At 69.8% G+C, this 23,573-nt stretch carries 18 protein-coding genes; 8 read left to right on the plus strand and 10 right to left on the minus strand.

The window, feature by feature from the left end:
* Window positions 1-82: 82 nt before the first annotated feature.
* Both ACTOQ2_RS21985 and ACTOQ2_RS21990 read right to left on the minus strand, forming a co-directional pair.
* Complete coding sequence (locus ACTOQ2_RS21985) at window positions 83-1,018, minus strand: aldo/keto reductase (protein ID WP_440101775.1); 936 nt, start codon at window positions 1,016-1,018, stop codon at window positions 83-85.
* 277 nt (window positions 1,019-1,295) lie between these two features.
* Complete coding sequence (locus ACTOQ2_RS21990) at window positions 1,296-2,309, minus strand: ABC transporter permease (RefSeq protein WP_440101777.1); 1,014 nt, start codon at window positions 2,307-2,309, stop codon at window positions 1,296-1,298.
* 140 nt (window positions 2,310-2,449) lie between these two features.
* On the opposite strand from ACTOQ2_RS21990, the gene ACTOQ2_RS21995 reads away from it, so the two are divergent.
* Entirely contained in the window at window positions 2,450-3,556 is a 1,107-nt protein-coding gene (locus tag ACTOQ2_RS21995) for an RNA-guided endonuclease InsQ/TnpB family protein (RefSeq protein WP_440101778.1), read from the plus strand.
* Between the two features lie 120 nt (window positions 3,557-3,676).
* Here ACTOQ2_RS21995 and ACTOQ2_RS22000 read toward each other — a convergent pair whose 3' ends face one another.
* From ACTOQ2_RS22000 to ACTOQ2_RS22020, 5 genes are all read right to left on the minus strand, one after another.
* Window positions 3,677-5,173 (minus strand): sugar ABC transporter ATP-binding protein, encoded by a 1,497-nt coding sequence (locus ACTOQ2_RS22000; protein ID WP_440101779.1) that lies wholly within the window; start codon window positions 5,171-5,173, stop codon window positions 3,677-3,679.
* Window positions 5,173-6,231: a sugar ABC transporter substrate-binding protein gene (locus tag ACTOQ2_RS22005; protein WP_440101780.1), complete on the minus strand. Its 1,059-nt coding sequence runs from the start codon at window positions 6,229-6,231 to the stop codon at window positions 5,173-5,175. Before ACTOQ2_RS22005 ends, ACTOQ2_RS22000 begins: the two co-directional genes overlap by 1 nt.
* 65 nt (window positions 6,232-6,296) lie before the next feature.
* Window positions 6,297-7,043: an SDR family NAD(P)-dependent oxidoreductase gene (locus tag ACTOQ2_RS22010; RefSeq protein WP_440101782.1), complete on the minus strand. Its 747-nt coding sequence runs from the start codon at window positions 7,041-7,043 to the stop codon at window positions 6,297-6,299.
* Complete coding sequence (locus ACTOQ2_RS22015; protein ID WP_440101783.1) at window positions 7,036-8,421, minus strand: L-fuconate dehydratase; 1,386 nt, start codon at window positions 8,419-8,421, stop codon at window positions 7,036-7,038. Before ACTOQ2_RS22015 ends, ACTOQ2_RS22010 begins: the two co-directional genes overlap by 8 nt.
* Complete coding sequence (locus ACTOQ2_RS22020) at window positions 8,418-9,263, minus strand: fumarylacetoacetate hydrolase family protein (protein WP_440101785.1); 846 nt, start codon at window positions 9,261-9,263, stop codon at window positions 8,418-8,420. The genes ACTOQ2_RS22015 and ACTOQ2_RS22020 overlap by 4 nt, the downstream gene beginning before the upstream one ends.
* Window positions 9,264-9,730: 467 nt before the next feature.
* Between ACTOQ2_RS22020 and ACTOQ2_RS22025 the strand changes: the two genes are divergently transcribed.
* The 3 genes from ACTOQ2_RS22025 to ACTOQ2_RS22035 all read left to right on the plus strand — a co-directional run bounded on the left by ACTOQ2_RS22025 (window position 9,731) and on the right by ACTOQ2_RS22035 (window position 15,341).
* Window positions 9,731-12,964 carry a glycosyl hydrolase family 95 catalytic domain-containing protein gene (locus ACTOQ2_RS22025; RefSeq protein ID WP_440101786.1) on the plus strand — a complete coding sequence of 1,078 codons (3,234 nt, stop codon included), beginning with the start codon at window positions 9,731-9,733 and terminating at the stop codon, window positions 12,962-12,964.
* A gap of 514 nt (window positions 12,965-13,478) precedes the next feature.
* Window positions 13,479-14,684: a cytochrome P450 gene (locus ACTOQ2_RS22030; protein ID WP_440101787.1), complete on the plus strand. Its 1,206-nt coding sequence runs from the start codon at window positions 13,479-13,481 to the stop codon at window positions 14,682-14,684.
* 204 nt (window positions 14,685-14,888) lie between these two features.
* Complete coding sequence (locus ACTOQ2_RS22035; protein WP_440101788.1) at window positions 14,889-15,341, plus strand: DNA-binding protein; 453 nt, start codon at window positions 14,889-14,891, stop codon at window positions 15,339-15,341.
* Between the two features lie 127 nt (window positions 15,342-15,468).
* Here ACTOQ2_RS22035 and ACTOQ2_RS22040 read toward each other — a convergent pair whose 3' ends face one another.
* Window positions 15,469-16,353, minus strand: a complete 885-nt coding sequence (locus tag ACTOQ2_RS22040) for a helix-turn-helix domain-containing protein (RefSeq protein ID WP_440101790.1) — start codon at window positions 16,351-16,353, stop codon at window positions 15,469-15,471.
* 139 nt (window positions 16,354-16,492) lie between these two features.
* Here ACTOQ2_RS22040 and ACTOQ2_RS22045 point away from each other — a divergent pair, with 139 nt between their 5' ends.
* Complete coding sequence (locus ACTOQ2_RS22045; protein ID WP_440101792.1) at window positions 16,493-17,185, plus strand: SDR family NAD(P)-dependent oxidoreductase; 693 nt, start codon at window positions 16,493-16,495, stop codon at window positions 17,183-17,185.
* Between the two features lie 213 nt (window positions 17,186-17,398).
* Here the strand turns inward: ACTOQ2_RS22045 and ACTOQ2_RS22050 are convergent, their stop codons facing one another.
* Together ACTOQ2_RS22050 and ACTOQ2_RS22055 are read right to left on the minus strand one after the other, a co-directional pair.
* Window positions 17,399-18,607: a macrolide family glycosyltransferase gene (locus ACTOQ2_RS22050; RefSeq protein ID WP_440101794.1), complete on the minus strand. Its 1,209-nt coding sequence runs from the start codon at window positions 18,605-18,607 to the stop codon at window positions 17,399-17,401.
* 354 nt (window positions 18,608-18,961) lie between these two features.
* The gene (locus ACTOQ2_RS22055; protein WP_440084449.1) at window positions 18,962-19,990 is read right to left on the minus strand and encodes a GDP-mannose 4,6-dehydratase; all 1,029 of its coding nucleotides are present in this window, start codon (window positions 19,988-19,990) and stop codon (window positions 18,962-18,964) included.
* 296 nt (window positions 19,991-20,286) lie between these two features.
* Between ACTOQ2_RS22055 and ACTOQ2_RS22060 the strand changes: the two genes are divergently transcribed.
* The 3 genes from ACTOQ2_RS22060 to ACTOQ2_RS22070 are packed head-to-tail and all read left to right on the plus strand — an operon-like array spanning window position 20,287 to window position 23,366.
* Window positions 20,287-21,531: a glycosyltransferase family 4 protein gene (locus ACTOQ2_RS22060; RefSeq protein WP_440069327.1), complete on the plus strand. Its 1,245-nt coding sequence runs from the start codon at window positions 20,287-20,289 to the stop codon at window positions 21,529-21,531.
* A gap of 39 nt (window positions 21,532-21,570) precedes the next feature.
* Complete coding sequence (locus ACTOQ2_RS22065) at window positions 21,571-22,284, plus strand: class I SAM-dependent methyltransferase (protein ID WP_440069329.1); 714 nt, start codon at window positions 21,571-21,573, stop codon at window positions 22,282-22,284.
* Window positions 22,285-22,313: 29 nt separating this feature from the next.
* Window positions 22,314-23,366, plus strand: coding sequence for a prenyltransferase (locus tag ACTOQ2_RS22070; RefSeq protein WP_440101815.1), 1,053 nt, complete (start codon window positions 22,314-22,316; stop codon window positions 23,364-23,366).
* Window positions 23,367-23,573 lie beyond the last annotated feature (207 nt).

Below are 23,573 nucleotides of genomic sequence, written 5' to 3' on the forward strand. Positions count from 1 at the left end.
CCTTTCCCGCCTCATACTACTCCCTGATTCTGCTCCAAAATCGGGAATCAGCAGGATCTCGGGCTCCCCTGCTGCGGTGCGTTCAGGGGATGAGGCCCTCGGCGGCGAGGTCGGCCCACAGGTCCTCGGGGACGGGTTTGGCGGTCAGGTCCGCGTTGCGGGTCACCTCGGCGGCGGAGCGGGCGCCGATGACCACGCTGGCGACGGCGGGGTGGCGCAGGGGGAAGGCGAGGGCCGCCTGGGGGAGGGTGACGCCGTGGCGCTCGCAGACGGCGGCGATGCGGCGGGCCTGGTCGAGGAGCGGGCCGGGGGCGGGGGCGTAGTCGTAGGTGCCCGCCGGGTCGTGGGTGGCCAGCAGGCCGCTGTTGAACACCCCGGCGGCGAGCACCGCGACACCGCGCTCGGCGCACAGCGGCAGCAACTCGTCCTCGCCCGACTGGTCGAGGAGGGTGTAGCGCCCGGCGAGCATGACCATGTCGACATCGGTCTCGCGGACGAACCGGGCGAGCATCCCCGTCTGGTTCATGCCGGCCCCGACGGCCTTGACGACACCCTGGTCGCGCAGCTCGGCCAGGGCCGGGTACGCCTCGGAGACGGCCTGCTCCCAGTGGTCGTCCGGGTCATGGATCAAGGCGATGTCGACCGCGTCGAGACCGAGCCGCTCCAGGCTCTCCTCCAGCGACCGCAGCACCCCGCCCCGCGAGAAGTCCCACACCCTGCGCAGGTCGGCGGGGACGTCGAAGCCCTGGTCGTCCCGGCCGAAGGGGCCCTCGCCGGTGGCGGGCACGAGCAGGCGGCCGACCTTGGTGGACAGGGCGTAGGAGTCGCGGGGCCGCTCCGCCAGGGCGGCGCCGAGGCGCCGCTCCGACAGGCCGAGCCCGTAGTGGGGCGCGGTGTCGAACAGACGGATCCCCGCCTCGTAGGCCGCGTCCACCGCCGCGCGCGCCGTGTCCTCGCCGACCTCCGAGAACAGGTTCCCGATCGGGGCCGTACCGAAGCCGTATCTGCTGACCTGCACCGCTTGCTCCGTTCTGTACGGCTTCATGGCTCTCATGCCGCTTGATGCATTTGTATCGCTTCGTGTCTCGCGGGTGGTCATACATTTCCACACGTGTCCGTGCGGGCTCCACCACCCGTAAGGCCTCATGGTTTCGCGCAGGCCTCGCGCCCGTACGGCTTCACGTCCCCGTACGGGCCGCGCGTCCACGCGGCTCAGGCCCCGTCGAAGGCTCCCGCCCTTGTCAAAGGCTCACGGCCCTGCGCCAAAGGCTCACGCCCCCGTCGAGGCGGCCGCGTCAGTCTTGGGCCTTGCCGCCCGCCAGGCGGCTGATCATCAGGGCGACCAGGATGATCGAGCCGTAGACGAGCTGCTTCCACTCGCCGGGGACGCCCTTCAGGGTGAGGATGTTCTCGACGAGGCCGATCACCAGGACGCCGGTGAGCGCGCCGAGGATCGTCCCCTTGCCGCCGTCCATGCTGACGCCGCCGATGACGGCCGCGGCGAAGGCCATGAAGATCCAGCCGACGCCCTGGTTGGCGCTGATGCCGCCCAGCCGGCCGGTCTCCAGCACTCCGGCGAGCGCGGCGACGATCCCGCCGATGACGAAGACGACCCAGACGACCCGCTCGACCCTGATGCCGGCCGCGCGGGCGGCGTCGGCGTTGCCGCCGATGGCGTAGAGCGAGCGGCCGGCCCGGAAGTAGGCGAGGGCGACGATGGCCACCGCGAAGAGGACGCCGGTGATCCAGATGGCCGCCGGCAGGCCGAGCCAGCGGGCGCTGCCGAGGTAGAGGAACGACTCGGGCAGCTCGAACAGGCTCTTGCCCTGGGTGAGGCCCAGCTGGAGGCCGTGCACGACGATCATCATGGCCAGCGTGACGATGAAGGCCGACAGCTGGAACCGCAGGATCAAGAAGCCGTTGAAGGCGCCGATCAGGCCGCCGACCAGCAGGCACAGCGGGATGGCCAGGATGGCGGGCAGCTCCAGGCCGAACCCTCCGGCCGCCACCGGGATGACCAGCATCACGCCGACGGCGGGCGCCATGCCGACCGTGGACTCCAGCGACAGGTCGAACTTGCCCGCGATCAGGATCAGCGCCTCGGCGAGGACCACCAACGCCAGGGCCGACTGCTGCTGCAGCACGTTGGTCAGGTTGCCCGTGGTGAGGAAGACCGGGTCCACGAAGGAGCCGGCGATCAGCAGAACGACGATCACCGGGACCAGGGTGAGGTCACGGAACCGCCCGAGCTGGATGCGGCGGCCCTGCGGGGCCGCCAGCACGGGCGGGGGGGTCTTTGTCGTGGTCATCAAATAACTCCCGTGGATACTCCGGCCTTCAGGCCGGGGAGGAAACGGGAGCGGGGAAGCGCCCTGGCGCCCTGGCGTGCCTGGACCCGCACCACCCGCCCCAACCGCCGCCTAACTGATCTTGCAGTATTGTGTGAGGCGTGGCGCAGATCGTGAAGCGGGCCTACAAGTTCCGCCTCTACCCGACGAACGAGCAGGCAGCGGAGCTGTCTCGCACGTTCGGCTGCGCCCGCCTCGTCTACAACAAAGCCCTCGAACACCGCAGCCGCGCCTACACCCTGGAAGGCCGCAAGGTTACCTACGTGCAGTCGTCGGCCGCGCTGACAGAGTGGAAGAAGACCGAAGATCTGGCGTTCCTGAACGAGGTGTCGTCGGTCCCGCTTCAGCAGGCGCTCCGCCACTTGCAGGCGGCGTTCGCGAACTTCTTCGCCAAGCGCGCGAAGTACCCGACGTTCAAATCCAAGAAGAAGTCGCGGCTCAGCGCCGAGTACACCCGCTCGGCGTTCACCTACCGAGACGGTCAGATCACCCTCGCGAAGATGAACGCGCCTTTGAACGTCGTATGGTCGCGTCCGCTGCCCGAGGGCGCGCAGCCGTCCACGGTGACCGTGACCAAGGACGCCGCTGGGCGCTGGTTCGTGGCGATCCTGTGTGAAGACCGCGTCACCCCGCTCCCCCCGACCGCGAACGTGGTCGGGGTGGATGCGGGTATCACGGCGTTGGCGACGCTCTCCACCGGAGAGAAGATCGTCAATCCGAAGCATGAGCGGGCCGACCGCCGCAAGCTCGCCAAGGCTCAGCGCACCCTCGCCCGCAAGGAGAAGGGGTCGGCCAACCGGGCCAAGGCCAAACTCAAAGTCGCCCGCATTCACGCCCGCATCACCGATCGCCGCCGCGATCACCTGCACAAGGTCACCACACGTCTCGTCCGTGAGAACCAAACGGTCGCGATCGAAGACCTCACCGTGCGCAACCTGGTGAAGAACCACAAGCCGGCCCGCGCGATCTCGGATGCCTCGTGGCGCCAGATGCGGTCCATGCTGGAGTACAAAGCGCAGTGGTACGGGCGGGAACTGCTGGTCGTGGACCGCTGGTTCCCGTCGTCGAAGCTGTGTTCGGCGTGCGGCACCATCCAGCGGTCCATGCCGCTGGGTGTCCGCGACTGGGTGTGTACCTGCGGCGCGTCCCATGATCGGGACGTGAACGCCGCGAAGAACATCCTCGCCGCCGGGCTGGCGGAGAGGTGAAACGCCTGTGGAGCTGACGTAAGACCTCACAGAGAGTCCTCTCTGGCGGGCAGTTGGCGGTGAAGCAGGAACCCTCACGGGCGACCGTGGGAATCCCCGCCCTTCAGGGCGAGGAGGATGTCAAGAGTGGTCGATGCCTTCCATCGCCGCCACCAGCTCGTTGTCGGTCCAGCCGCGCGGCACGTCCTTGACGATCCTGCCGTGGAACATGACGAGGACGCGATCGCAGATTCGCAGGTCGTCGAGCTCGTCGGAGACCAGTACGGCCCCCGCCCCCCGCTCGGCCGCGTCCTCCACGGCGCCGAGCAGGGAGTGCTTCGCCTTGACGTCCACCCCGGCGGTCGGGTTGATGACCACGAGCGCGTTCGGGTCGTCGGCGAGCGCCCTGGCCAGCACCACCTTCTGGGCGTTGCCGCCGGACAGGTCGGCCACCTGCTGGTCGGGGCCCGTCGTCTTGATGTCCAGCAGGTCGATCATCCGGGTGCCGCGCTCGCGGCGGCGGGCCGGGGAGACCACGCCGTAGCGGCCGAGCTTGTGGGCGATCGGGATGGTCGCGTTCTCGGCGATCGACAGCAGCGGCACGAAACCCTGGTGGTGCCTGTCCTGGGGGACGAACCCGAGCCCGGCGCGGAGCGCGGAGGGCACGTCGCCCTGCCTGATGTCGGTGCCGTTGACGGTCACCGTCCCGGTGTCGGCCCGGTGCAGGCCGACCAGGGTCTCGGCGAGACCGACCTTGCCGCTGCTGCCGGAACCGGCGAGACCGACGATCTCCCCCGCCCTGACGGCGAGGTTCACGTCCTCGTAGCGCCCGGCGAGGCTGAGCGACCGCGCGGACAGCACCACGGGGGCCGAGGGGGCGACCGTCCGGGTGCGGTACTCGTAGGCGGCGGTGGCCTCGCCGGTCATCGCGTCCACGAGCCGGTCGTGGGGCAGGTCGCCGACCGGGGCGGTGACGATGTGCCGGGCGTCGCGGAACACCGAGACGCTCTGGCAGATCTCGTACACCTCCTCCAGGTGGTGGGAGATGAACATCATCGTGACGCCCTGCTCCCGCAGGGAGCGCATCCGGTCGAAGAGCCGCTGGATGGCCGGGCCGTCGAGCTGCGCGGTGGGCTCGTCCAGGATGATGAACCGGGCGCCGAACGACAGCGCCCTGGCGATCTCCAGCAGCTGGCGCTGCTCGACCCCCAGGTCTCCGGCCATGGTCTCCGCATCGACGTCCACGCCGTACTGCTCCAGCAACTGGCGGGCCCGCGTGCGAAGGCTCCGCCAGCTGATCATGCCCCGCTCTGTCTGGCGGTTCAGGAAGAGGTTCTCCGCGACGGACAGGGTGGGGATGATCGTCGACTTCTGGTAGACGCACGCGACCCTCTGCCGCCAGGCGTCCCGGTCGGCCGGCGGCGGCGCGGGCCGCCCGGCGAAGCGGACCTCGCCCTCGTCGGGACGCTGGAGCCCGGTCAGGATCGACACCAGCGTGGACTTGCCCGCGCCGTTCCTGCCGACGAGCGCGTGCGTCTCCCCCTCGGTGATGGCGATCCCGGCACCGTTGAGCGCGGTGGTCGGGCCGAAGCGCTTGGTGATCCCAAGCGCCTCGACTGCCTTGACGGAAGATGTCATCACTTGACCTGGTTACCCCAAAAAGCCTGGTCGTCCACGTTCTCCTTGGTGACCAGGGGAGCGGGGAGCTGGTCCTCGAGACCGTTCGGCAGCTGGATGATCGTGCTGTCGTGGTCGGTCGGGCCGGGCTGGAAGGTCTTACCCTCGGCCGCGGCCTTGGCGTAGAAGAGCGCGTACTTGGCGTAGAGGTCGGCCGGCTGGGAGACCGTGGCGTCGATCTCGCCCTTGCGGATCGCCTCGAACTCCTGCGGGATACCGTCGTTGGAGATCACGAAGACGTGCTTGGGGTCCTCCGGCGGCACGATCAGGCCCTTGGCCTTGAGCACCTGGAGGGTGGGGGCCAGGTGGACGCCTCCGGCGTGCATGTAGACGCCCTTGATGTCCGGGTGCTGCTCGAGACGGGTCTGGAGCATGGAGGCGGCCTTCGTGCCCTCCCACTCGGTCGGCTCCTCGAAGACCGTGATGCCGGGGAACTTGTCCTTCATGCAGCCGCGGAACGCCTCGGCCCGGTCACGACCGTTGATCGACGAGAGCGCGCCCATGAGCTGGACGACCTTGCCCTTGCCGCCGAGCTTCTCGCCGAGGAACTCGCACGCCTTCGTGCCGTACGCCTTGTTGTCGGCCCGCACGACCATGTAGACCTTGCCCTTGTCGGGGCGGGTGTCCACGGTGACGACGGGGATGTTCCTGCCCTCCAGCGACTGCAGCGTGGAGGCGATGGCACCGGTGTCCTGCGGGGCCATGACGATCACCTTTGCGCCCTGGCCGGTCAGGGCCTGGACGTTGGCGACCAGCTTGGCCACGTCGTTCTGCGAGTTCGTCGGCGGCATCAGGTCGACGCCCAGCTCGGTCGCCATCTGGGGGACGTACTTGTTGTACGAGTTCCAGAAGTCGGAGTCGGCGCGGGGGAAGTCGATCCCGACCTTGGCGCCCGCGGGAGCGGCGGCCGCGTCAGCGCCGGGCTGGGCCGCGGTGGTGGGCTCCGACGATCCGCAGGCGGAGAGGGTGAAGGAGATCGCGAGCAGTGCCGCACCTGTCGCCGCGGGTCCGATTTTCATACCGTTGCCTCGATTCAAAGCTGTGTGGGGGGTGAATCGTTTCTCGACCGATACGGGGATCCCGGTCATGACTTCGGCCGGAGCCTGAGCCCCTGCATCCCGCCGTCCACGGCCAGGACCGTGCCGGTGGTGGCCGCCGCGAGCGGGCTCGCGAGGTAGGCGATCGCCGCGGCGACCTCCGGGGCGCTCACCAGGCGGCCCATCGGCTGGCGGGCCTCCAGGGCCGCCCGCTCGGCCTCCGGGTCCTCGGCCGCGTCGAGCAGGCGCTGCACCCAGGGGGTGTCGGCGGTGCCGGGGTTGACGCAGTTGACCCGGATGCCCTCGCGGACGTGGTCGGCCGCCATCGCCAGGGTCAGCGACTGGATGGCCCCCTTGGACGCGCTGTAGAGCGCCCGCTGGGGCAGTCCCGCCGTCGCCGCGATCGAGCAGGTGTTGACGATCGCGGCGTGCGCCGAGCGGCGCAGGTGCGGCAGGCTCACCCGGGTGACCCGGACGATGCCCAGGACGTTGACGTCCAGGACCCTGGACCACTCCTCGTAGGGGTTGTCCTCGATCGTCCCGGCGGCGCCGATCCCGGCGTTGTTGACCAGGATGTCCAGGCCGCCGAGCCGCTCGACGGCCTGGGCGACGGCCGCGTTGACCGCCTCCTCGTCGGTGACGTCCGCCCTGACCTCGACGAACGGGCCATCGGAGACGTTGATGTCGAGGGAGGCCACCCTCGCGCCCCGCTCGGCCAGCAGGGTGGCGGTGGCCAGGCCGATGCCGGAGCCGCCACCGGTGACCAGGGCGCGCAGACCGTCGAACTCACCCATTGAGGGACCTCCATACCGGACCGTTGGGATAGGTGTGGTCAATGATGGAGGCGGCGTGCATGGCCGCCCCGAAACCGGGCCGGATCGGCGCGGCGTAGGCGCCGTTCTCGATCACCACGGGATCGACGAAGTGCTCGTGGAGGTGGTCGACGTACTCGATCACCTTGCCCTCCATCGAGCCGCTGACAGCGACGTAGTCGAACATCGACAGGTGCTGCACCAGCTCGCACAGGCCGACCCCGCCCGCGTGCGGGCAGACCGGGACGCCGAACTTGGCGGCGAGCAGCAGGATCGCGACGTTCTCGTTCACGCCCGCGACGCGGGCCGCGTCGATCTGCAGGTAGGAGATCGCGCCGGCCTGCAGGAGCTGCTTGAAGACCATGCGGTTCTGGACGTGCTCGCCGGTGGCCACCGGGATGGGCGCGATGCCCCGGGCGATGGCGGCGTGGCCGAGCACGTCGTCGGGGCTGGTCGGCTCCTCCACCCAGTGCGGGTGGAACTCCGCGAGGGCGTTCACCCAGGCGATGGCGGAGTCGACGTCCCAGCGCTGGTTGGCGTCGATCGCGATGGGGAAGTCCTCGCCGCAGGTCTCGCGGGCGATGCGCATCCGCCGCCTGTCGTCCTCCAGGTCGGCGCCGACCTTCAGCTTGATCTGGGTGAAGCCCTCGTCCATCGCCTCCTTGCACAGGCGGCGCAGCTTGTCGTCGCCGTAGCCGAGCCACCCCGGGGAGGTCGTGTAGGCCGGGTAGCCGTGCTCGCGCAGGTGGGCCACGCGCTCGCGCCTGCCGGGCTCGGCGGCGCGCAGGATCTCCAGCGCCTCCTGCGGGGTGAGCGCGTCGGTGAGGTAGCGGAAGTCGACCAGCTCGACGAGCTCCTCGGGGGACATCTCGGCCAGCAGCAGCCAGAGCGGCCTGCCCGCCCGCTTGGCCTTGAGGTCCCAGAGCGCGTTGACCACGGCGGAGATCGCCATGTGCATGACGCCCTTCTCCGGGCCGAGCCAGCGCAGCTGGGAGTCGTGGACCATGTCCTTCCAGAGGGCGCCCATGTCCTCGACGTCCCTGCCGAGCACGTACGGCTCCAGGGCCCTGATCGCGGCGGTCTGCACCTCGTTGCCGCGCCCGATGGTGAAGGCGAAGCCGTGGCCCTCGAACCCGTCGTCGGTCCGCAGGATCAGGTAGGCGGCCGAGTAGTCGGGGTCGGGGTTCATCGCGTCGGAGCCGTCGAGCTCCAGCGAGGTGGGGAAGCGGATGTCGTGGGTCTCCATCGAGGTGATGCGGTACGCGCCGATCCCCGCCGGCACCCCCTCCGCCGCCTCCGCCGCCCCGGCCACGACGGCTTCGACCGGCGCGTCCTCGCGGGTGTCGATCCTGTCGTTCATGCCTGCCCCACGGTCTGTCGCTGGCTCCCGAGGCCGTCGATCTCCAGCTCCACGATCTGCCCGGCGCGCAGGTACGGCGTGCCGGGCAGGCCGAGCGCGACGCCCGCCGGGGTGCCGGTGTTGATGAGGTCACCGGGTTCGAGGACCATGAAGCGGCTGAGATAGCGGACGACCTCCGCCACCGTGAAGATCATGTTCTTGGTGTCGCCGTTCTGGAACCGCGTGCCGTCCACCCACAGGCGCAGACCCAGGGCCTGCGGGTCGGCGATCTCGTCGGGGGTGACCAGCCAGGGGCCGAGCGGGTTGAAGGTCTCGCAGGACTTCCCCTTGTCCCACTGGCCGCCGCGCTCCAGCTGGAACTCCCGCTCGGAGACGTCGTTGGAGATGGCGTAGCCCGCGATCTTGGACAGCGCCTCCTCGTGCGTCTCGACGTAGCGGGCCGTCTCGCCGATGACGACGGCCAGCTCGACCTCCCAGTCGGTCTTCACGCTGCCCCTGGGGATGAGCACCTCGTCGTCGGGCCCGACGATCGTGTTGGGAGCCTTCATGAAGATGATCGGCTCGGCCGGGATCGCGGCGTTCGTCTCCTCCGCGTGGTCGCGGTAGTTGAGCCCGACGCACACGATCTTCCCTGGTCGCGCGATCGGGGCGCCGATCCGCAGCCCCTCGGCGTCCAGCACGGGAAGCTCGTCCCGCTCCAGCGCCTCTCGGACACGAGCCACTCCCCCGGAAGCGAGGAAAGCCCCGTCGATCTCGGCTTCCGAGATTTCGCGGAGGTTACCGGCCCCGTCCAGGACGGCCGGTCGCTCCTGGCCGACGGGTCCCACTCGCAGCAGCTTCACACCGCACCCTTCGTTGATACATCGGATGTCTTGTCTCGTGATGCTGAACGACGCCGAACCTCGATGTCAACCCCTCACGGGCCGATACGTCCGATCCGTTATCGAGGAGAAACCGCAGCTGACAGGGGTAATGCTCGATCGTGTCCTAATTTTGACCTCCAGTCATCGGGTTTCCTCGCGTGGACGGAAACAGGGATCATCTGGGACGTTCGCGGTGGTGAGAGGCACAAAAGCGATCAACTGTCGAGAAACATCGGAGGATGAGGCTTGTTACGGCGGAATTTCGGTGCTATCTCCTTGAAACAGTCCCGCCCTGTGATCGGAGGAATCCGTTGCCCCGCCCCCCACGACGTCGTCTCGGCGTCGCACTCCTCGCCGCCCTCACCCTCGCCACCGGGTTATACGGCCAGAGCTCGGCCAACGCGGAGCCGTCAGCAAATATGACCATGCCAAATACACCCGATGACTTGACGCTCTGGTACGACAAGCCCGCCACCGACTGGGAGACCCAGGCGCTGCCGATCGGCAACGGCGCGCTGGGCGCCATGGTGTTCGGCGGCGTGAACAGCGAGCAGATCCAGTTCAACGAGAAGTCCCTGTGGACCGGTGGCCCCGGCGCGAACGGCTACGACTTCGGCAACTGGACCTCCCCCAGGCCGAACGCGATCGCCGAGGTCAGGGCGCAGATCGACCGCGACGGCAGGATGTCCCCCGAGGCGGTGGCGGCCAAGCTCGGCCAGCCCAAGAGCGGCTTCGGCGCCTACCAGACCTTCGGGGACCTCTGGCTGGACATGCCCGAGACCCCCGAGACCCCCGAGAACACCGAGAACACCGCCACCGGCTACCGCCGGGAGCTGGACCTGCGCGACGCGGTCGCCAGGGTCGGCTACACCGCGAACGGGGTGACCCACTCCCGCGAGTACTTCGCCAGCCATCCCGGCAACGTCGTCGTCGGCAAGCTCTCCGCCGACAAGCGCGGCAAGGTCTCCTTCACGCTGCGCACCTCCTCGCCTCGTGACGACAAGCAGGTCTCGGTCTCCAAGGGCCGCCTCACCGTCAAGGGCGTGCTCGCCGACAACGGCATGAGGTTCGAGTCGCAGGTCCAGGTGATCACCCAGGGCGGCACCCGCACCGACGGCACCGACAAGATCACCGTCACGGGCGCCGACAGCGCGGTGTTCGTGCTGTCGGCGGGCACCGACTACTCCGACGTCTACCCGGCCTACCGGACCGTGGACCCGCACGCCAAGGTGACCAAGGCGGTCGACAGGGCCTCCCGCAAGTCGTACGAGGAGCTCAGGTCCGAGCACCAGGCCGACTACCGCAAGCTGTTCGACCGGGTCGAACTGGACCTCGGGCAGAAGACCCCGGCCATCCCGACGGACAGGCTGCGCGCGGCGTACACCGGCGGCGCCTCGACCGACGACCGGGCGCTGGAGGCGATGTTCTTCGCCTACGGCCGCTACCTGCTGATCGCCTCCTCCAGGGAGGGGTCGCTCCCGGCCAACCTGCAGGGCGTGTGGAACAACTCCACCAATCCCCCCTGGTCGGCCGACTACCACGTCAACATCAACCTGCAGATGAACTACTGGCTCGCCGAGCAGACCAACCTCGCCGAGACGACCGAGCCGTACGACAGCTACATCCGGTCGATGGTCGCCCCCGGGCAGAAGACCGCGAAGGAGATGTTCGGGGCGCGCGGCTGGGTGGTGCACAACGAGACCAACCCGTTCGGCTTCACCGGCGTGCACAACTGGGCCACCTCGTTCTGGTTCCCCGACGCGGCGGCATGGGTGACCCAGCAGATGTACGACCACTACCGCTTCAGCGGCGACACCAAGTACCTGCGCAAGACCGCGTACCCGGTGATGAAGGGCGCGGCCGAGTTCTGGCTGGACACCCTCTACACCGACCCGCGTGACGGCAAACTGGTGGTCTCCCCCAGCTACTCCCCCGAGCAGGGCGACTTCACGGCGGGCGCCTCGATGTCCCAGCAGATCGTCTTCGACCTGCTGACCAACACCCTGGAGGCCGCGAAGGAGCTGAAGACCGACAAGGCCTTCCAGGCCGAGGTGAAGGCCGCGCTGGACAGGCTCGACCCGGGCATCAGGATCGGTTCCTGGGGACAGCTCCAGGAGTGGAAGGAGGACCTGGACGACCGGGGCAACACCCACCGGCACGTCTCCCACCTGTTCGCCCTGCACCCCGGACGGCAGATCACGGCCGGCACCCCGGAGGCCGAGGCGGCCAAGATCTCGCTCACCGCGCGGGGCGACGGCGGCACCGGCTGGAGCAAGGCGTGGAAGGTCAACTTCTGGGCCCGCCTGCTGGACGGCGACCACTCGCACAAGATGCTCAGCGAGCAGCTCAAGGGCTCCACGCTGGACAACCTGTGGGACACCCACCCGCCGTTCCAGATCGACGGCAACTTCGGCGCGACCTCCGGCATCGCCGAGATGCTGGTGCAGAGCCAGCACGACACGGTCCACGTACTGCCCGCGCTGCCGTCGGCCTGGCCCACTGGGTCGGTCACCGGCCTGCGCGCCCGGGGCGACGTGACCGTGGACGCCTCGTGGAAGGACGGCAACGCCGACAGGGTCACCGTGCACGCCGGGACGTCCGGCCCCCTCAAGGTCCGCGCCGCCATGATCGGCGGCCGCTACCACGTCGAGGACGAGCGTGGCCGGACGATCACCCCGCGCCGCGACGGTGACGTCGTCACCATCGACGCCAAGGCGGGCAGGTCCTACACGCTCGTCAACGAGGTGACCGTCAAGATCACCGCCCCGGTCGTCGCGGGCGCCGGCGAGTCGATCCCGGTCACCGTCACCGTCACCGCGACCGGCCGGGAGAACGTGCCCGCCGGCACGCTGGCCCTCGCCCTGCCGCAGGGCTGGACCGCCGTCCCCACCTCGATCGAGGTGCCCGCCGTCTCGCCGGGCGGCCCGAAGACCTTCTCGTTCTCGGTGGCCGTCGGTCCCGCGAACGGGACCAGGTCAGCGCGGGTCGCGGCGGAGCTGTCGGGCAGCGGCTGGAAGGCCGGCAGCTCGGCGGCCGTCGGCCTCAACCCGTGCGTCTCTCCCCCGGCGGACCGGGCCGTCGTCGCCTGGGACCCGACGTCGGGCACGACCGTCACCGACACCTCCGGCAGCGGCAGGAACGCCACCGTCGTCGGCGGCACGACCTACGACACCGAGGCCCCGAGCGGCAGCGGGCTGGTCCTGAACGGCTCGACCTACCTCACCACAGGGAACACCCTGCTGGGCTACCTGCCCGAGGCGACGTTCGCGGCCGAGGTCAAGATCGAGGGGACCGGCTACCGGCGGCTCTTCGACTCCCAGCCCGGCGGCAACCCGGGCACCGACGGGATCATCGTCGACCTCACCCCCTCCAACACCCTGCGCTTCATCGGCGCCGGGCAGAACGTGGGGCTGAGCGGGACGATCCCGACCGGCCGCTACATCGACCTCGTCGTCACCATGGACCGCAACGGCGTGATCAACGCCTACGTCGACGGCACCCGGGTCGGCGGCGGCACGGCCACCAACGACGGCATCACCGGCTGCACCTCCCGGCCGCTGCGCTTCGGCGCCGACCAGGACGGCGGCCAGCGTCTGAGCGGCGCGGTCGACCGCATGGCCATCCTGCCCAGGGCCCTGACCGCCGCGGAGGTGGGCACCTGGCGCGACATCGCGTTCTGATCCCGGCGCTCCCGTACGCGGTCCGCCCCCGGTTCCCCCGTCTCCTCCGTAGGAACCGGTTCTGAATCCCCGTGAGGCCCGGGACGCACCCACGCGTCCCGGGCCTCACGGCCGTTCGGGGTGGCCGAGAGCCGCCGTGCGGAGGGTCGAAAGCGTCGCGCGGAGCGCCCGGCGGGCATCGCGCGGAGTGCCGGAGGTCGTCACGCGGAGTGCCCTCCGGCCACCGCGCGAGGGGCCCGCGGCCGTGGTCCGAGGTCCTGACTTGACGGGGTTCCCCTCCCGTAATAGAACACGTTTCAGAAAGATGGCTCGCCGAGCGCCCGATCAAGCGCTTGACGAGTCGGCGTGCCCCGGACGGAAGGCGGGAACATCGGAAAGTCCCGCGATCGCCACGTTCGCGATGGATTCTCAGCGAACGGGTGGGGTACGCCGCTGACCGCACCCCCAAGGCCGTACCGACAATGAACCGCGTCATCGCGTCACGAGAACGCCGACCCGGCTCGCAGGAGGACCAATGGATATCGATCTGGTCGACCAGGACTTCTATTGGCGGAACGGCGCGCCGTACGAGCAGCTGGCCTGGCTACGGGCGAACGCGCCGGTCTACGCGCACCCGGGCGACACCGAGCGGGGCTGGCCCGGCTTCTGGGCGGTCACCAAGCACGCCGACGTGGTGCAGGTCTCCCGCCGCTCCGACCTGTTCTCGTCGAGCAGGAAACTCGCGCTCTTCAACGAGATGCCCGAGGACCAGATGGCCCTGCAGCGGATGATGATGCTCAACCAGGACCCGCCGGACCACACCCGGCGGCGCTCCCTGGTCAACCGGGGTTTCACCCCGCGCATGATGGGCGCCCTGGAGCAGCACATCCGCGACATCTGCCACGAGCTGGTGGACGAGGCCAAGGGACGCGGCTCGGTCGACTTCGTCAGGGACATCGCCGCCCCGCTGCCGCTGTACGTGATCTGCGAGCTGCTCGGCGCCCCCGTCGAGGACCGCGACAAGATCTTCAACTGGTCCAACCAGATGATCGGGGCCGAGGACCCCGACTACGCGGCCGACCCCGAAGAGGGCACGAACGCGGCCATGGAGGTCTACGCCTACGCCAACACCCTGGCCGCCGAGCGGCGCGCGCAGCCCCGCGAGGACATCGTCACCAAGCTGATCATGCCCGACGCAGCCGGGGAGACGCTCACCGAGGAGGAGTTCGACCTGTTCGTGCTGCTGCTCGTGGTGGCGGGCAACGAGACCACCCGCAACGCGGCCTCGGGCGGCATGCTCGCCTTCTTCGAGAACCCCGAGCAGTGGCGGCGGCTGGTCGCCGACCGCGCCCTCGCCCGCACCGCGGCCGACGAGATCGTCCGCTGGGTCTCCCCGGTGAACCTCTTCCGCCGTACGGCCACCGCCGACACGACGATCGGCGGGCAGGAGGTTAAGGAGGACGACAAGATCGTGGTCTTCTACAGCTCCGCCAACCGGGACGAGGAGGTGTTCGCCGACCCCGGCGTCTTCGACATCGGCCGTGACCCCAACCCGCACATCGGCTTCGGCGGCGGCGGGGCCCACTTCTGCCTGGGCAACCACCTCGCCAAGCTGGAACTGCGGGTCCTCTTCGAGGTGCTGGCCGAGCGGCTGCCCGGCCTGGAGCAGGCCGGTGAGGCCCGCCGCCTGCGGTCCAACTTCATCAACGGCATCAAGGATCTGCCGGTCTCCGTCGCCTGAGGTCCGGCGACACCGGAAGCGCACGCCGAGGACGACATCTGGGAAGGTCACGCGGGGCCGCTCGCCCCCGTGGCCTTCTCAGGTCGTCCACACCGGATCCCAGGCTCGTCTCGGCCGCGGGGGAGGACGTCACGCCCACCGTTTAAACATTATGTTTAACTCATCATGTTGACAACACTTTGTGAATCGAGCCATCCTGATGGCATGCCCGCGAATCACGACGGATCATCCGACCCCTTCACGCCCTCCGACCCGGGCCTGACCCGGGCACACCGCGAGTACGCCTCCCTCTCGCGCATCGCCGAGCGCCACGCGGCCGGCGAGGGCCAGCGCCTCCGGCAGGTCCACCCCACGGTCCTCGGACCCCACGAGGCCGTCAGGCTCGTGACGTTCCTCCTGAGCGGCAGCGCCCATCGCGAGGAGGGCGAGCCGGAGGTGGACCACGCCGACATCACCGCCGCCCTGACCCTCCTGCCCAGGGCCCGCGCGGAAATGGACGAGCTGGAGGCGTCGCTCCTCCTCACGGCGCGGGGCCGCGGTCTCACCTGGCAGGAGATCGCGTTCGGCCTCGGCCTCGCCACCCCCCAGGCGGCCAAGCAACGCTACGAGCGCCTGGCGGGCCGCACCACCGCCCAGCCTGCCCGCAAGCCGGTCTAAGCGACCACCTCGCGGGTGCCGATGATCCCGGGCGTCGTCTCACAGGTGCCTCCACCTCGGGACTCCGGCGGGAAGTCTTGTCCGCTCGCGCCGTTTCGCTCCGCATCGGCCTCGCGCCTCGCCGGGTTCACCCGAACGCGGCGCCGTCCGTCTCACGTGCCGGCCTGCCGGAGCTCTTGTTCTTGTCCGAGGTCGGCAGGCCCGCGGAGGCCAGCAGAGCCAGCTTGTCCGCATCGCTGGACCCGGCTTCCGGGTGATACACGACGAGCATCAGGCCCTCGGTTCCGCCTATGCCCAGTCGTTCCCGGTTGAGGGTCAGTTCCCCGACCTGCGGGTGGTTGATCCGCATCAGCGACCCGCGCTGCCCGCGGACCTCGTGGCGGGCCCAGAGCCGGCGGAAATGGGGACTCGCCAGTGAGAGCTCTCCGGTGAGCTCGATGAAGCGAGGATCGTCGATGTCGTTGCCCACGGACTGCCGCAGGTTCGCAACGAGGCATTCCGTGACGTCTTTCCAGTCAGGGTGCAGAGCCTGCTCGGCCGGGTCCAGGAACATGTCCCTCAGCTGGTTGCCCCCTGCGGCGAGACCGGGAGAGAGCGCCCTGGCAAGACTGTTCGAGGCCAAGATGTCGAAGTACCGGCCTTCGATGAAAGCGGGCTGGACGAGGGAGTCCAGGAGCTTGAGGGCGCCGGGCGGCGGGATCTCCCTGGGCGGCCGGCGTCTGCGCCGCCGGGGTGCCTCCGAGACCAGGGTCCGCAGATGGGCGATGTGGTCGTCGTCGAGGTGGAGCACGCGAGCGATCGACTCGAGCACCTGCGCGGACGGGTTGCGATCGCGGCCCCGTTCCAACCGCAGGTAGTAGTCGGCGCTGATGCCGGCGAGCATGGCGACCTCCTCGCGCCGCAGCCCGGGCACACGCCGCACACCGACGCCGGGGATGCCCGCCTGCTGAGGCGTCACCAGCTCGCGCCGGGCACGGAGGTACGCGCCGAGGGCGTTCGTCGTCGCGCTCATGAGGCCGGCCCAGGACTCCGCGAGGCGGACAGAGGGGGCCCTGTCACACCCCCGGCTCGAGAGGGCTCTGGTCGAGGCGAGTAGCTCCGCATAGCGTGCTCAACGGTCCGCTCGGGCCACGTATTTCGAGAGGTGAGACATGACCGTCACACTGGTCACCGGGGCCAACAAGGGCATCGGTTTCGAGACAGCCAAACAGCTTCTGGGGCTTGGGCACGTCGTCTACATCGGGGCGCGTGACGTCGAGCGAGGCGAGAAGGCCGCGGCGGCGCTCGGCGCACGATTCGTGCAGCTCGACGTGACCGACGACGCGTCGGTGAGCAACGCGCTGGCGACGATCGGTTCGGCCGAGGGCCGGCTCGACGTCCTGGTGCACAACGCGGGCATCCTGGAGAACGGAGCCCTGGACGGCCCCACGGCCCTGCGGTCCTTCGACACCAACGCGGTGGGAATCGTGCGCGTCACGGAGGCGGCGATCCCCCTGCTGCGCAGATCCTCGAATCCCACCGTGGTCACCGTCTCGAGCAGCGCCGGGTCGTTCTGGGCGGTGAACAACCCCGACCGGCCGGAGTTCCACCTGAGGGCTGCGCTTTACTCCGCGTCCAAGGCAGCGGCCACCATGCTCACGGTCCAGTACGCCAAGTCTCAGCCGGGCATCAAGTTCAACGCGCTCGAGCCGGGCTTCACCGCCACCGACATGACCGCCGGCCTGTCCTTCGAAGGCGGAAGATCACCGGAAGAGAGCGCCAGAACCGTCGTGCGTCTGGCGACTCTCGGCGCGGACGGCCCGACAGGAACGTTCCAGGACGAGGCCGGGGAACTGCGCTGGTGAGCGCGCAGGAACGATCGAGGGGTTCGGGGTGTTCGCCGACGAGTCCGGACGGGTGACGCGTCGTAAGACCTCGGAAGAGGTCTGGGCCGTGCCGGAGCCACTGCCGGAGCCGGAGAAAACCGGGGCGAACCGTGCCGAATCTGCGCCCGTCTGATGAGCCCGCCCGCGGAGCGCGCCGGCGGCGGGCCGGGCGTCGCCCGCCCGGCCCGCGCCTCAGGACGGGCGAACCTCCCCTCGACGCCGGAGCAGTTCCTCGATCAGGTCGGCCGCGCGGACGGTGCCGCCCTCGCCCCGGACCTCGTCCCGGAGCTTCGCCAGCCGCGCCGCCACCTCCGGGTCGGAGGTGAGGTCGAGCAGGGCGGCGCGCAGCGCCTCGGGGGTGGCCTCCTCGGTGTCGATCCGGCGGCCGACCCCGAGCTCCACGAGCCTGTCGGCGTTGCCGAACTGGTCGGCGGCCTGCGGGACGGCGATCATCGGGACGCCGCAGTACAGGCCCTCCTGGGTGCCGCCCATGCCCGCGTGGGTGACGAACGCGTCGGCCTGTTCCAGGATCGAGAGCTGCGACACCCAGGAGTGCACCTCGACGTTGGCGGGGATCACCCCGAGTTCCGCCCGGTCCACGAACTTCCCGACCTGGAGGACGACGTGCCAGCCGGGCAGGTCGCCGAAGGCCGCCAGGCAGGAGCGGTAGAAGCCCGGCAGGTTGGTGAAGGCCGACCCCAGGGAGACGAGCAGCACCTTCTCCGCGCCCTCGGGGCGGATCCAGGGCTCCTGGTGGGAGCGGGTGGCGAAGCAGGGCCCGGTGAAGGTGATCCGGGCGGGATCGACCCGGTCGGCGTTGGGCTGCATGACCTTCGGGATGAGCGCCAGCGCCCGCGGCGGGCGGCCCCCGAAGTCGTCGGAGTCGATGCCGTGGATGCCGTTGTCGCGCAGCCACTCCTCGAACCGCCGGTAGTGCTCGGCCCCGCCCGGGGCCCTCCTCAGCTCCTCGATCATCGGCGCCATGTCCTCCCGGTAGCCCTCCCAGCCCACGTAGGTCGGCGAGAGCTGCATCAGGGGGATGTCCCAGTTCTCCGCGAGCACCCGGGCCGTGTAACCCCCGATGTCGTAGAGGAACAGATCGGGCCGGTCGTTCTCGTACGCGGCGCGGAGCTGCGGCAACATCGAGATCGCGTCGCCGAGGAAGACGTCGAGCTGGGCGATCGGGTCCTCCGGCCACTCGGCGGTGTCGCCCATGGGCAGGGTCGAGGTGTACGGGACGAGCTCGGCCCCGGCTCCGGTGATCACCTCGGCGAAGGAGGGGTCGTTGGCATAGGTCACCCGGTGCCCGCGCGCCACCAGCTCCCTGATCACCTCGATGCTCGGGTTCACGTGGCCCGGCGCGGGGATGCTGACCATCGCGATGTGCGCACGTCGGGACATGGTTTCTCCTCTGTCGAACTCTTCGGGGCTCTTGAGAAACGATACGTTCCGTCTCGTCAATGGGTACAGCATCGCCTCTGTCGCACACACTGTCAAGACGAGACGTTCCGACTCGCCTAGCGGGCGAGAGCCCGCCGGGTCAGGCCGGGCGGGAACGCCCGAGTCACTTCGGCACCGCTTCGGGGCCCCGTCGACGCCGCTTCGAGGTCACCCGGAGCCACCCCGGGGCCGGGGCGGGGCCGGGGCGAGGCGGGGTCTCTCCGGGCCGGCCCACGAACGGGAAAAGGCCCCGGGGACGGAAAAAGACCCCGGGCGCAGGAAGCCCGGGGACGGGAGGCTCGGGAACGGGGAGGCTCAGGGCCAGGAGGAGTCCTGGTCGGGGTCGCCGCCCTCGGAGAGCAGCTTGACGTCCGACTCGACCATCATCGCCACGAGTTCCTCGAAGGTGACCGTGGGCTCCCAGCCGAGCTGGACGCGGGCCTTCTTCGGGTCGGCGCACAGCAGGTCGACCTCCGCCGGACGGTGCAGGTTCTGGTCGGTGACCACGTACCGCTCCCAGTCGAGCCCGGCGGCGGTGAAGGCGGCCTCCACGAGGTCGCGGACGGTGTGGGTGCGGCCGGTGCCGATCACGTAGTCCTCCGGCGTGTCCGCCTGGAGCATCAGGTGCATCGCGCGGACGTAGTCTCCGGCGAACCCCCAGTCGCGCCGTGCCTCCATGTTGCCCAGGCGCAACTCGGAGGCGAGGCCGAGCTTGATCCTGGCCACGCCGAGCGTCACCTTCCTGGTGACGAACTCGGCTCCCCGGCGCGGGGACTCGTGATTGAACAGGATCCCCGACACCGCGTACATGCCGTACGACTCGCGGTAGTTCTGCGTCAGGAAGTGCCCGTACGCCTTGGCCACCCCGTACGGCGAGCGGGGGTGAAAGGGAGTGATCTCGGTCTGCGGGGTCTCGCGGACCTGGCCGAACATCTCCGAGGAGGAGGCCTGGTAGAACCGGATCTGACCCGAGCCCGCCGCCGTACGCGAGGAGGAGATGCCCGAGCAGACCCGGATGGCCTCGAGCATGCGCAGCACGCCCATGCCGGTCACCTCCGCGGTGAGCTCGGCCTGCTCCCACGACATGGGGACGAAGGAGATGGCACCCAGGTTGTAGACCTCGTCGGGCTGGACCTTCTCGACGGCGGAGATCAGCGAGCCCTGGTCGAGCAGGTCGCCCCGGACGAGCTGGACGTCCTGGAGAAGCTTGCGAAGCCGCGATACGCGGGGGTTGGCCTGCCCTCGGGCGAGGCCGGAGACCTCGTAGCCCTGACTGAGCAGGCACTCGGCCAGATAGGAACCGTCCTGCCCGGTGATACCGGTGATCAGCGCGCGCCTGGCCAACGCGTCCTCCTCGCTTGCGGGGGCGGCGACCTATGCCTGGTCTTGTGCCGTTTGATGGCGAATGTACCCGCACACCCCCCGGCGGGCACCAGCACCCCACGGCACAGCACGCCTAGAACGCGTTACACCGAATCACGCTCGGTAAGGCTAACTTCCCAGTTCGCACCCTGTGAAGCACGATCTAGGAACAATTCCACATCAAGTGGAACAGAGCTCATGAATGGTAGGGTCCGAGGACTAAGGTCATCTTTCACGGTACCTGTCCCCTTTTCGGACAGGTTGAGAAGGGGGTTGCCGTGCCGGGTGCTGAATCACTGCGCGTCGCGCTGCTGTCGTACCGCAGCAAGCCGACCTGTGGTGGGCAGGGCGTCTACCTGCGTCATCTCAGCCGCGAGCTGGTCGCCCTCGGGCACAGCGTGGAGGTCTTCTCCGGCCAGCCCTACCCGGAGCTCGACGAGGGCGTCGTCCTCACCAAGATCCCCAGCCTGGACCTGTACCGCGACGAGGACCCCTTCCGCACCCCCGGGCTGCGGGAGTACCGCGACTGGATCGACCTGCTCGAGGTCGGCACCATGTGGACCGCCGGATTCCCCGAGCCGCTCACCTTCAGCCTGCGGGCGTACCGCGAACTGAAGAAGCGCGTCGGCGACTTCGACGTCGTGCAGGACAACCAGACCCTCGGCTACGGCGTGCTCGGCATCCAGAAGCTGTTCCCGGTGGTCGGGACCATCCACCACCCGATCAGCGTGGACCGGCGCATCGAGCTGAAGGCCGCGACGCTGCGCAAGAAGATCCCCATGCGGCGCTGGTACGGCTTCGTGCGCATGCAGGCCAAGGTCGCGCCGCGGCTCAACCCGATCCTGACCGTCAGCGAGTCGTCCCTCGCCGACATCCACCGCGACTTCAACGTGCCGCAGAAGAACATGCGGCTCATCCCGCTGGGCGTCGACACCCGCTACTTCCACCCGCGCCCGGAGATGCCCAAGCGGCCCGGCTCCATCGTCGCGGTGGCCAGCGCCGACTCCCCGATGAAGGGCGTCGCGACGCTGCTGCGGGCGGTGGCGAAGCTCGCCACCGAGCGCGACGTCAACCTCACCGTGGTCAGCAGGCCCACCCCCGGCGGCCCGACCGAGAAGCTCGTCGCCGAGCTGGCGCTGCAGGACCGGGTCAGGTTCGTCCACGGCATCTCCGACACCGAGCTGGGCGAGCTGATCGCCACCTCGGAGATCTCGGTCGTCCCCTCCCTGTACGAGGGCTTCTCCCTCCCGGCCGTCGAGCACATGGCCTGCGGCACCCCGCTGGTCGCCAGCCGCACCGGGGCGCTGCCCGAGGTCGTCGGCGACGCCGCCGTGCAGGTGGCCCCGGGCGACCCCGAGGAGCTGGCCGCGGTGCTGCGCCGCCTGCACGACTCCCCCGAGGAGCGGGCGGCGGTGGGCCGCAAGGGCTACGACCGGGTGATGGAACGCTTCACCTGGAACGTCGTCGCCAAGCGGACCGTGGAGGCCTACCACGAGGCCATCCAGGCCCGCCGCGCGAAGTGAGCGACATCCCGAACGACCACCTGTGAAGAGGAGCGGCGAGTGCTGACTGTCGACTTCGACCGGCTGCCCGTGGGACCGGGGAACCGAGTCCTGGACCTGGGCTGTGGCGGCGGACGGCATGCCTTCGAGGTACTGCGGCGCGGTGCCGACGTGGTGGCCTTCGACATGGACGCCAAGGAGCTGGAGGGCGTGGCGAGCATGTTCGCCGCGATGGACAAGGCCGGGGAGGTGCCGCCCGAGGCGACGGCGGACACCGTGACGGGCGACGCGCTCGACATGCCGTTCGAGGACGGCAGCTTCGACCGGGTGATCGCGGCCGAGGTGCTGGAGCACATCCCCGACGACATGGCCGCGATGCGCGAGATCTTCCGCGTGCTCAAGCCGGGCGGCCAGGCGGCCGTCACCGTGCCGAGCTTCCTGCCCGAACGGATCTGCTGGGCACTCGACGAGGCGTACCACACCGCTCCCGGCGGGCACGTCCGCATCTACACGCTGGCCGAGCTGAGCGCGAAGCTCAAGTCGACGGGCTTCACCATCGGCCCGCACCACCACGCCCACGGCCTGCACGCGCCGTACTGGTGGATCAAGTGCGCGGTCGGCGTCGGCAACGACGACCACCCGCTCGCCAAGGCGTACCACGAGCTGCTGGTCTGGGACATCATGAAGCGTCCCGCCGCCACCAGGATCGCCGAGGCGGTGCTCAACCCGCTCATCGGCAAGAGCGTGGTGCTCTACGTCCGGAAGCCTGCGTGAGCTCTGAGGGAGAAGCGGTGAGCGGCTCCATGGGGTGGGAAATGCAGTGGGAACAGGTCGTCCGGACCGCGTGGAGCATCGCGGCGGTGCAGGAGCCCGACGGCGGCGTCCCGTGGCCCGAGGGGCACGTGGACGCCTGGAACCACATCGAGTGCCTGATGGCGATGAGCGTGGCGGGGCTCACCGACCCGGTCCGCCGGGGGTACGACTGGCTGGTCCGCACGCAACGGGCCGACGGTTCCTGGCCGATGAAGCTGGTCGGCGGCGAGGCCGTCGAGCAGGGCGGGGAGTCCAACCACGCCGCGTACGTCGCGGTCGGCGTCCGGCACGAGCTGCTGGTGACCGGGGACGAGGAGTTCGCGCGGCGGATGTGGCCGGTCGTCCGGGCGGCGCTGGACTTCGTGGTCGGCCTGCAGACCACCCGGGGTGAGATCGTCTGGGAGCGCGCGGCCGACGGCAGGCCCGCCGGGTACGCCCTGCTGACCGGCTGCGCCTCCGTCCACCAGGGCCTGCGCTGCGGCGTGCTGCTCGGCGAGCACCTGGGCGATCCGCAACCCGACTGGGAGCTCGCCGCCGACCAGCTCGGCCACGTGCTGGCCGCCCACCCCGAGGCGTTCGCCGACAAGAGCCGCTTCTCGATGGACTGGTACTACCCGATCCTGGGCGGTGCGGTACGCGGCCCGGCCGCGGAGGCGCGGCTGGCCGAGGAGTGGGACACGTTCGTGGAACCGGACCTCGGCATCCGCTGCGTCTCCGACCAGCCGTGGGTGACCGGCGCCGAGACGTGCGAGCTGGTGCTGGCCCTCGACGCCCTGGGCGACCGGGAGCGGGCGTCGAAGCTCTTCTCGGACATGCAGCACCTGCGGCACGAGGACGGCTCGTACTGGACCGGCTGGCAGTTCGTGAACGAGAAGCACTTCCCGCACGAGCGCTCGGCCTACACCGCGGCCGCGGTCGTGCTCGCCGCCGACGCGCTGGCCGGGCACACCCCCGCCTCGGGCATCTTCCGCGACGCGGGCGCGTACGTGACCGACAGGCCCACCGCCGCCTGCGGCTGCAGCCACGCCCGTTCCAGAAGCTAGTCCCCGGTCCCGCGCCTCCCGTCACGACCCGTCCACGACTCCGGCCTCGACCACGGCCGTGGAGAGGTCGTGCGGAGCCCCGGCCGGGGCTGCGGCGTTTTCTTTGCACGGAATCAGAAACGCGGTGCTTGAAGGGCCGGAGGCGGCTCACTACGTTCGGGTCCGTGAGTAACGCGGAGGGCACTCGGACGGTGGCTCAGAGCGACG

The organism is Streptosporangium sp. H16 (assembly GCF_051918855.1).
Classification (GTDB): domain Bacteria; phylum Actinomycetota; class Actinomycetes; order Streptosporangiales; family Streptosporangiaceae; genus Streptosporangium.

Coding starts and splice junctions, on each gene's coding strand:
- ACTOQ2_RS21990 (WP_440101777.1), bottom strand. CDS start 2,309: ATGACCACGACAAAGACCCCCCCGCCCGTGCTGGCGGCCCCGCAGGGC.
- ACTOQ2_RS22000 (WP_440101779.1), bottom strand. CDS start 5,173: ATGACATCTTCCGTCAAGGCAGTCGAGGCGCTTGGGATCACCAAGCGC.
- ACTOQ2_RS22005 (WP_440101780.1), bottom strand. CDS start 6,231: ATGAAAATCGGACCCGCGGCGACAGGTGCGGCACTGCTCGCGATCTCC.
- ACTOQ2_RS22010 (WP_440101782.1), bottom strand. CDS start 7,043: ATGGGTGAGTTCGACGGTCTGCGCGCCCTGGTCACCGGTGGCGGCTCC.
- ACTOQ2_RS22015 (WP_440101783.1), bottom strand. CDS start 8,421: ATGAACGACAGGATCGACACCCGCGAGGACGCGCCGGTCGAAGCCGTC.
- ACTOQ2_RS22030 (WP_440101787.1), top strand. CDS start 13,479: ATGGATATCGATCTGGTCGACCAGGACTTCTATTGGCGGAACGGCGCG.
- ACTOQ2_RS22035 (WP_440101788.1), top strand. CDS start 14,889: ATGCCCGCGAATCACGACGGATCATCCGACCCCTTCACGCCCTCCGAC.
- ACTOQ2_RS22040 (WP_440101790.1), bottom strand. CDS start 16,353: ATGAGCGCGACGACGAACGCCCTCGGCGCGTACCTCCGTGCCCGGCGC.
- ACTOQ2_RS22045 (WP_440101792.1), top strand. CDS start 16,493: ATGACCGTCACACTGGTCACCGGGGCCAACAAGGGCATCGGTTTCGAG.
- ACTOQ2_RS22050 (WP_440101794.1), bottom strand. CDS start 18,607: ATGTCCCGACGTGCGCACATCGCGATGGTCAGCATCCCCGCGCCGGGC.
- ACTOQ2_RS22070 (WP_440101815.1), top strand. CDS start 22,314: ATGGGGTGGGAAATGCAGTGGGAACAGGTCGTCCGGACCGCGTGGAGC.